We start from the raw sequence: 7720 nt of genomic DNA on the forward strand, positions 1-7720 counted from the left end.
GTATCCCTCGCCACTCGCTACGAGGGATACGGGCTCGTCTTCGACGAGGCCCTCGCACACGGCCTGCCGATCGTGTCGTGCCGCACCGGGGCGGTTCCCGAGACGGTGCCGCCGGATGCCGGGGTGCTGGTCGCACCCGATGACCCGGTGGCATTCGCCGATGCGCTGCGCACGCTGCTCGTCGACCGCGCGCATCGAGCCCGCCTCGCAGCGGCGGCCGCGCGTGCCGGTGCACGGCTGCCGACGTGGGAGGACACCGCTGAGGTCGCTGCCGGCGTACTCGACGCCGTGCTCGCCGAGGTGGTCGACGACGGGATGTGAATCAGCGACGGCCGTCGGAAGACACCTCGGGCTGGGAGATGTCGGCGACCGTCGCGCGGTAGGCGCGGATCAGGTCGTCGGCCTCGACGAAGAGACTGTAACCGTGCGCGCCCGCGCCCATCGCGATTCGCCGCCCGACGATGGTCTCGTCGGCGTACACGGGCCAGTCGGTGGCGCTGCCGATCGGCACGATCGTGCCGCGCTCGAAGCCCGTGGCAGCAAGAGCGAGCTCCGGCTCGGGCAGGCGCAGCCTGTTGACACCGACGATGGCGCGTAGCTTCGGCCACGAGATGGAACGTCCACCGGGCACCAGGGCGAAGAGGTATTCAGGCGGGTTCCCTGAGCCCGTCGCCGAAGTCTTCACGACGAGGGTCTTCACGATGTCGGACGGCTGCAGGCCGAGAAGGGCTGCCGCTTCCGGCAGACTGCGCGCCTGCGGCCGCTCACGGATCTCGATGTCGAGTCCTCGAGCGGTCGCAGCAGCACGCACCCGCTGATGCGGGTCGGCTTCGATCACGCGTTGGGCGGCGACAGCGGGTCGTCGGCGACCCACAGCTCGTCGTCGGCGCGCAGCGCCTGCCAGGCGGCGGCGACGACGCCGACCGCTGCGGCGACGCCGAGCACGATGGCGACGACCGAGCCGAAGCCCATGCTCTTCTTGGCCGGGGCGACGTGGCGGGGGCCCCAGCCGAGATCGTGACGCTTCTTGTTCGCGACATCCCACGCCGACAGCGCGGTTCCCACGACGCCACCCACGACCGGCACGACCCGGTGGTCGACGACGTGCTTGCCGAACTTGACACCGCGGTCGACGGCAGGTGCGAGGTGACGCTCGTACGAGTCGTGCACGGTGGGCAGGACCTGCTCACGGTTGAAATGGCCGAGCTGGCGGCCGGCCTCACGGGCGACGTCGGCAGCGTGCCCGACGAGAACCTGCTGCGACTCCCAGAGTCGTCCGGCGTCCTGCTGAAGTCGACGCAGTTCCTTCTTGCGCTTGCGGCTGAGATTCACGTTGCTCTCCCGTCGGTCGGTCGATGTCCGTTCCGCTGATCATCCAATCACAACACACTGGATACGAGCAGAGTCTGGCGGTCGGCGTGAGGAAAGGAGAGAATACGCCGCGCTCGCACAGGGCGGCTCTGCGACAATGGATCCATGCCTCATGCATCTCACGTCGCAACCCTGCACACCAACCACGGTGACATCGTCATCAACCTGTTCGGCGATCACGCTCCGAACACGGTCGCCAACTTCGTCGGCCTCGCCGACGGCTCGAAGGCGTGGACGCACCCCGCCACCGGCAAGCCCGGCGAGGGCGCACTGTACAAGGACGTCATCTTCCACCGCATCATCCCCAACTTCATGATCCAGGGCGGCGACCCGCTCGGTCAGGGCATCGGCGGTCCCGGGTACAACTTCAACGACGAGATCCACCCCGAGCTGAACTTCAACGACCCGTACGTGCTCGCCATGGCCAACGCCGGCCTGCGCCGCAACGCCATCACCGGCCAGGCCGAGGGCACCAACGGCTCGCAGTTCTTCATCACGACCGACCCGACCCCGTGGCTGCAGGGCAAGCACACCATCTTCGGCGTCGTCGCCGATGACGCCTCGAAGGCTGTCGTCGACGAGATCGCCGCGGTGCGCACCGGCGCGCAGGACCGTCCCGTCGAGGACGTCGTGCTGCACTCGGTCGACGTCGTCGCCAACTGACCCACGACCGCTCGAGCCGATCCGGATGACCTCTCCTGATTTCACGCGCAACCGCGAGAACTTCTGCTACCGGCATCCGGATCGGCAGAGCTTCGTGCTCTGCCAGCGCTGCACGCGCACTGTCTGCGCCGACTGCCAGACGCAGGCGCCCGTCGGCGTCATCTGCCCCGAGTGCATGAAGGCCGACCGCAAGGATCGGACGCCCGCACAACGCCGAGCCGAGCGCGCCTGGCGCTCCGGGGGCGGCTCCTCGAAGCCCATCGCGACATACGCGATCATCGCGGTCACCTCGGTGGTGGGCGTGCTGCAGCTGCTGCTCGGCCCGATCATCAACCGGACCCTGCTGTTCGCGACGCCGTACCTCTTCCCCGACATGTTCGGCGGCGACTTCTCGTTCCAGCCGTGGCGGCTGCTGACGACGATGCTCGTGCACTCGGGCATCACGCATTTCCTGCTGAACATGCTCGCGCTGTGGATGATCGGTCGCAGTCTCGAGCCGCTGCTCGGCCGATGGCGGTTCGTCGCCCTCTATGTCATCGGCGGACTCGGCGGCTCGGTGGCGATGGCCGTGCTCGATCCCGTCGCCGCCACCGTCGGCGCGTCCGGCGGCACCTTCGCCCTGATGGGCGCGCTGCTCGTGATCGGTCGGCACATCGGCGCCAACATCCGCGGGATCCTGGTGATCCTCGCGATCAACCTCGCCATCGGGTTCATCCAGACGCTCAACATCGCCTGGCAGGCGCACATCGGAGGAGCGGCCGTCGGCGCGCTGATCGGCCTGATCTTCGCTCGCACCCGGCGGCACTCGCAGCGCACGGTTCAGATCCTGCTGCTCGTCGTGCTCACGATCGTGCTTCTGGCCGTCGCCTTCCTGGTGACTCCGGTCGTGCTGCGCAACCTGTTCTGACGCCGCCCCAGAGGCGAGGAGCGCGGTTCTGCACAGGCTGTCCACACGGCTCTGCACAGCATTCCCGGCGGTTATCCACAGGTCTGTCCACACCTGGGGAGAATTACACCGGTGTTATTCACAGGTGGAGAGGGTTGTTAACAACATGCTGGGGAAAGCGAGACGCCCCCTCACCACAGGGTGAGGAGGCGTCGGAGTACGGGCTCATGGGCCCGCGCCGGCTGGGGTGTCAGCGCCAGCGGGTCGTCATCAGGAAGCCGATGAGCGCGATGCCCAAACCGATTCCGAGGTTCCACGAGTCGAGACCCGGGATGGGGAAGCGCGAGCCCGAGATGTAGTAGACGAGGATCCACGCCAGGCCGAGCAGCATGAAGCCGACCATGACGGGCTTGAACCACACGGCGTTCGGGGCGGCATCGCCCTCGGGACGCTCGACGGCGGGTTCTTCGGGATTGCGGTCACGTGCCATGCGCATCATTCTAGCCGGGCGAATAGACTTCCCCCTATGCATGCGGTCGCGACGTCTCAGGCTCCGTCGCGACGCTCGAGGCCGGCGCGTCGGCGCTCCCGCGCGACGTTCGGGAGTGTGCTCGGCGAGCTGCTGCTCACCGCGGGCGTGCTGGTGCTGCTGTTCGTGTCGTGGCAGATGTGGATCGGCGACCTGATCATCGGCGCCGAGAACAACGCCAAGGGAGCCGAGCTCTCCGAGCGGTGGGCCGAGCTCCCGCCTCCCGAACCGCCACCGGTCGTGCAGCAGGGCGACGAGACGGTCTACGAGCCACCGCTGCTGGCGCACCCTGGGGATGCCGAGGTCTTCGCGAACATGCGCATCCCGCGCTTCGGCGACGACTACAACGTGCACATCGCGGGCGGCACCACGCGCGAGCGCACTCTCGACAGGATCGGCATCGGTCTCTACGAGCAGTCGAAGATGCCGGGAGAGGTGGGCAACTTCTCGCTCGCCGGTCACCGCACCACGTGGGGAAAGCCGTTCAACCTCATCGACACGCTGCGTCTCGACGACGCGATCGTCGTCGAGACGGAGGCGGGCTGGTACACCTACCGGTTCCGCAACCTGCAATATGTGAAGCCGTCGGCCGGCGACGTGCTGCTCGACGTGCCCCAGATGCCGCAGGTCGCCCCGTCGGATCGGTTCATCACCCTCACCGCGTGCTCGCCGCTGTACTCGCTCGCCGAGCGCATCGTCGCGTACGGGGTGTTCGAGAGCTTCCAGCCGCGCGCCGAGGGGCCACCCGCCTCGCTGGCATCCGCCGATGCGGCCGGTGCGTCTGCCGAAGGAGTCCGCTGATGTACGCCGCTCTCTGGCGCCTCCTGCCCGGACCGTGGTGGCTGCGCCTGCTGCTCGTGCTCGTGCTCGTGGCAGCCGCCCTCTACGGGCTGTTCTTCCATGTGTTCCCCTGGATCAGCCCGCTGATCACCCCCGGCGAGGTGGACCTGCAGTGACGTCGCGGGTGCTCGTGGTCGACAACCACGACAGCTTCGTGCACACCCTGATCGGCTACCTCCGCGAGCTCGGTGCCGAGGTGGTGATGGTGGAGGCGGATGGCGCGGGCGCCGCTCCGGATGCCGAGGTGCGCCGTCACTGGCGAGAGCGTCTGCGCGGGTTCGACGCCGTGATGATCTCGCCCGGACCCGGCTCACCCGCAGACGCCGGCGCCTCGATCGAGGTCGTGCGTCTGGCCGCGCAGACGAGGATGCCGCTGCTCGGCGTCTGCCTGGGACACCAGACCATCGGTGAGGCCTTCGGCGGCGCGGTGGGAGCCGCCCCTGAGCTGATGCACGGCATGGTCTCGCAGGTGAGCCATGACGGATCAGCGCTGTTCGACGGCATCCCCTCGCCGTTCGCCGTCGGACGCTACCACTCGCTCGCCCTCGACGACGCGTCCCTGCCGACGACGCTGCACGTCACCGCTCGGGCCGAGCACGGCACGATCATGGCGGTGGCCCACGACACGCTGCCCATCGTCGGCGTGCAGTTCCACCCCGAGAGCGTGCTCACCGAACACGGGCACCGCCTGCTCGGCAACTGGCTCGCGTCGGTCTCGTCGGCAGGGTTCGGGCGTCAGCCGGCCGGCGGCACGCAGTAGCGCAGCTCGACGGTGGAGTGGATGGGCACCTCGCCAGGCGACTTCGACATCGAGGCGACCACGTTCGGCGTCTGCCCCTCAGCGCACGGGCCGAGCTCGACGGGCTCCGCCGTGAGGCCCAGCTTCTCGAGCTGGCCCTTCGCCGCATCCATCGAGAAGCCCGTCATGTCCTCCAGCGTGACGTAGCCGTTGGCGACGACCAGGTCGATGACCGTGCCCGGGGCGACCTGCGCGCCGGCCCGCTCGCTCGCGCTGAGCACGGTTCCCGCCTGGGCGTCCTTGTCGTTCTGGGGACGCACCGTGCCGAGTTCGAGTCGAGCGTCGTCGAGCACCTGCTTCGCGGCGTCCTGGGACAGTCCCTCGACCACCGGCATCTCCACCGTGTCGGCGCCGGTCGAGACGTACACGATCACCGACGTGCCGGCCGTCAGCTTCGCCCCGGTGGTGGGGGCCGAGCGGATGACGTGCCCTTCGTCGAAGTCCACGCTCGCCTCTTCGCGCATGTCGGGGATCAGCCCCCGTTCCTCGAGGGCGTTCTCGGCGTCGGTGGCCGTGAGGTTCACGAGGTTCGGCACGGTGACCGACGATGTCGGAACGTCCTTCGGCTGCACGGCCAGAGTGACCACCCAGATGAGCACCGAGACCAGGAGCACCGCGAGCAGGGCGACCCCCGCCCAGATCCACGCCACCGGAGGACCGGACTGGGTGCGGGTCATGGTCGTGTCCGAGCTCAGCTGACGCAGCGACCGAGCGGTCTCCTGCGCCTGGCGCGGGTTGGATCCGTAGAGCTCGCTGGTGAGCGCGCCGATCTCCCGCTTGGTCGGCGTCTCGCCGTCGGCGACCGCCTTGAGCGCCAGACGGAACGATCCTGCGTCGGGGAACCGCTGATAGGGGTCTTTCGCGAGAGCGCGCAGCACGATGGCATCCATCGACCGGGGCAGCTGCTCGTTGACCTCGGTCGGCGGCAGCGGCGTCTCGCTGACGTGCTGGTAGGCGACGGCCACGGGGGAGTCGCCGCGGAACGGCTGACGGCCCGTGAGCATCTCGTACAGCACGACCCCAGCTGAGTAGAGGTCGGTGCGCGCATCGACCGACTCGCCCTTCGCCTGCTCGGGTGAGAAGTACGCCGCGGTGCCGAGGATCTGCGTCGTCTCGGCGACGGTCGACGACGAGTCGGACACGGCACGCGCGATGCCGAAGTCCATCACCTTCACGGTGCCCTTGTCGGTGATCATCACGTTGCCCGGCTTGATGTCGCGGTGCACGACGCCGGCGCGGTGCGAGTACTCGAGTGCCTCGAGAATGCCGTCCTCGTAGCGGATCGCGTCGGCGACGGGAAGCGGCCCCTGCGCGATGATGTCCTTGAGCAGGGTGCCGTGCACCAGCTCCATCACGATGTACGGCTCGGTCTGCTCGGTCGAGTCGCCGGACTTCTGCACCCCGGACGCGCTCGAGTGGGTCCCTGAGCCTGTCGAAGGGTCGCCGGCGTCGTAGACGCGCACGATCGAGGGATGCGACATGCGCGAGGCCGCCTGCGCCTCGAGACGGAACCGGGTGCGGAACGCCGTGTCGCGCGCGAGCTCGGGGTCGAGGATCTTGATCGCGACCTCGCGACCCAGCGTCAGGTCGTAGCCGCGGTGCACGCTGGCCATGCCACCTTGACCGATGACCTCATCGACGCGGTAGCGACCCGCGATGATGCGCGGCTCTGGCGACACAGACGACTCCCCTCAGACCTCGTGGACCCCCCTCCAGATTACTGGGCGGGAGCTGTGCCCTGGCTGTCGCCGCCGCCGACGACGGGCGGGGTCGGGGTGGCGACGGCCTCGATCTGCTTCTCCATCTGCGGGGACCGGGGGGAGGGCAGGTCGTTTCCGCAGAAGGCGACGTAGCTGGCGGTCACCGTGGCGCCCGGCGTGCCCGTGATGGTGATCGGTGCGCTGAGCTGACCGCGCTCGAACGTGCGGTCAGCGCTGCCGCCGTCGAAGGTCGCGTTGGTGAGCTTGATCTCGTACGCCGACAGCGGCGGCACGCCGCTGGGGCACTCGAAGTTCGTCCAGTTCAGGGTCACCGTGGCACCGGTGGTGGGCGTGCCGCTGAGGCTCGGGGCCGATGACGGCGTCGGGATGGTGACCGCGGCCTTGTACGTCGTGAGCGTGATCAGGGTGCCCTCTTCGACGTTGCCCGATTCGCTGACGCTCTGCACCCAGCCCTCGCGGTCGGGAGTGGGAGCGGCGGTGTTGCCCGCGACGCACTCGCCCCGCAGGCCGTTGTCGACGAGGGTCTGCTTGGCCTCGTCGCAGGGGCGGTCGACGAGAGCGAGGTCGCCGACATTGACGAGAGCCTTCTCCGGTGCGCTCGGGGTGGCCGAGGTCGGCTTGGGCTTGGGCTTCGCGGGGGTCGAGGATGTCACGGCGGGCCCCGCCTCATCCTGATTGCTGAGCATGGCGATCAGCGTGCCGCCCAGCACGAGCACGAGCAGCGCGATCAACGCGATCAGCGGCCACGTCCACGGGCTGCGCTTGCGCTTCTTCTCCTCCTCCGGCTCGGTCGCCGTCGTCGAGGCGACGGCTGCTCCGGAGGGAAGCTGAGCGGTCGTCGGCAGGATGCGCGTGGCCTCCGCGCCGCCCATCCCGCTCAGGATGCGCGTCGCGTCATCGGCATCCGCCAC

10 protein-coding genes and 1 pseudogene are annotated in these 7720 nt (G+C 68.9%); 6 read left to right on the plus strand and 5 right to left on the minus strand.

Going from position 1 to position 7720, the window contains the following annotated elements:
* A partial coding sequence (locus tag RT309_RS12365; RefSeq protein ID WP_313357461.1) for a glycosyltransferase family 4 protein occupies window positions 1-321 on the plus strand: 321 nt, incomplete at its 5' end.
* A gap of 1 nt (window position 322) precedes the next feature.
* On the opposite strand, the gene RT309_RS12370 is transcribed toward RT309_RS12365, so the two are convergent.
* The gene (locus RT309_RS12370) at window positions 323-811 is read right to left on the minus strand and encodes a YbaK/EbsC family protein (protein WP_313357463.1); all 489 of its coding nucleotides are present in this window, start codon (window positions 809-811) and stop codon (window positions 323-325) included.
* A 23-nt stretch (window positions 812-834) separates the two neighbouring features.
* Window positions 835-1332: a DNA helicase gene (locus RT309_RS12375; protein WP_313357465.1), complete on the minus strand. Its 498-nt coding sequence runs from the start codon at window positions 1330-1332 to the stop codon at window positions 835-837.
* Between the two features lie 144 nt (window positions 1333-1476).
* Between RT309_RS12375 and RT309_RS12380 the strand changes: the two genes are divergently transcribed.
* Entirely contained in the window at window positions 1477-2034 is a 558-nt protein-coding gene (locus RT309_RS12380) for a peptidylprolyl isomerase (protein ID WP_313357467.1), read from the plus strand.
* Between the two features lie 25 nt (window positions 2035-2059).
* Window positions 2060-2941, plus strand: coding sequence for a rhomboid family intramembrane serine protease (locus RT309_RS12385; protein ID WP_313357469.1), 882 nt, complete (start codon window positions 2060-2062; stop codon window positions 2939-2941).
* Between the two features lie 229 nt (window positions 2942-3170).
* On the opposite strand, the gene RT309_RS12390 is transcribed toward RT309_RS12385, so the two are convergent.
* Entirely contained in the window at window positions 3171-3410 is a 240-nt protein-coding gene (locus RT309_RS12390) for a cell division protein CrgA (RefSeq protein WP_071642807.1), read from the minus strand.
* 36 nt (window positions 3411-3446) lie between these two features.
* Here RT309_RS12390 and RT309_RS12395 point away from each other — a divergent pair, with 36 nt between their 5' ends.
* From RT309_RS12395 to RT309_RS12405, 3 genes are read left to right on the plus strand one after another with little or no spacing between them, the layout of a single operon-like run.
* The gene (locus tag RT309_RS12395; RefSeq protein ID WP_313357472.1) at window positions 3447-4250 is read left to right on the plus strand and encodes a class E sortase; all 804 of its coding nucleotides are present in this window, start codon (window positions 3447-3449) and stop codon (window positions 4248-4250) included.
* Window positions 4250-4405 (plus strand): hypothetical protein, encoded by a 156-nt coding sequence (locus tag RT309_RS12400; RefSeq protein ID WP_313357473.1) that lies wholly within the window; start codon window positions 4250-4252, stop codon window positions 4403-4405. The genes RT309_RS12395 and RT309_RS12400 overlap by 1 nt, the downstream gene beginning before the upstream one ends.
* Window positions 4402-5049 carry an aminodeoxychorismate/anthranilate synthase component II gene (locus tag RT309_RS12405; protein ID WP_313357475.1) on the plus strand — a complete coding sequence of 216 codons (648 nt, stop codon included), beginning with the start codon at window positions 4402-4404 and terminating at the stop codon, window positions 5047-5049. The genes RT309_RS12400 and RT309_RS12405 overlap by 4 nt, the downstream gene beginning before the upstream one ends.
* On the opposite strand, the gene pknB is transcribed toward RT309_RS12405, so the two are convergent.
* Both pknB and RT309_RS12415 read right to left on the minus strand, forming a co-directional pair.
* A complete protein-coding gene (gene pknB, locus RT309_RS12410) occupies window positions 5025-6767 on the minus strand; it encodes a Stk1 family PASTA domain-containing Ser/Thr kinase (RefSeq protein WP_313357476.1) in 1743 nt (580 codons plus the stop codon). The two genes, RT309_RS12405 and pknB, sit on opposite strands and share 25 nt — an antisense overlap.
* Before the next feature lie 38 nt (window positions 6768-6805).
* Window positions 6806-7720, minus strand: a pseudogene (locus RT309_RS12415) (serine/threonine protein kinase); the annotation flags it as partial.

This window comes from Microbacterium sp. (genome assembly GCF_032084865.1).
Lineage (GTDB): Bacteria > Actinomycetota > Actinomycetes > Actinomycetales > Microbacteriaceae > Microbacterium.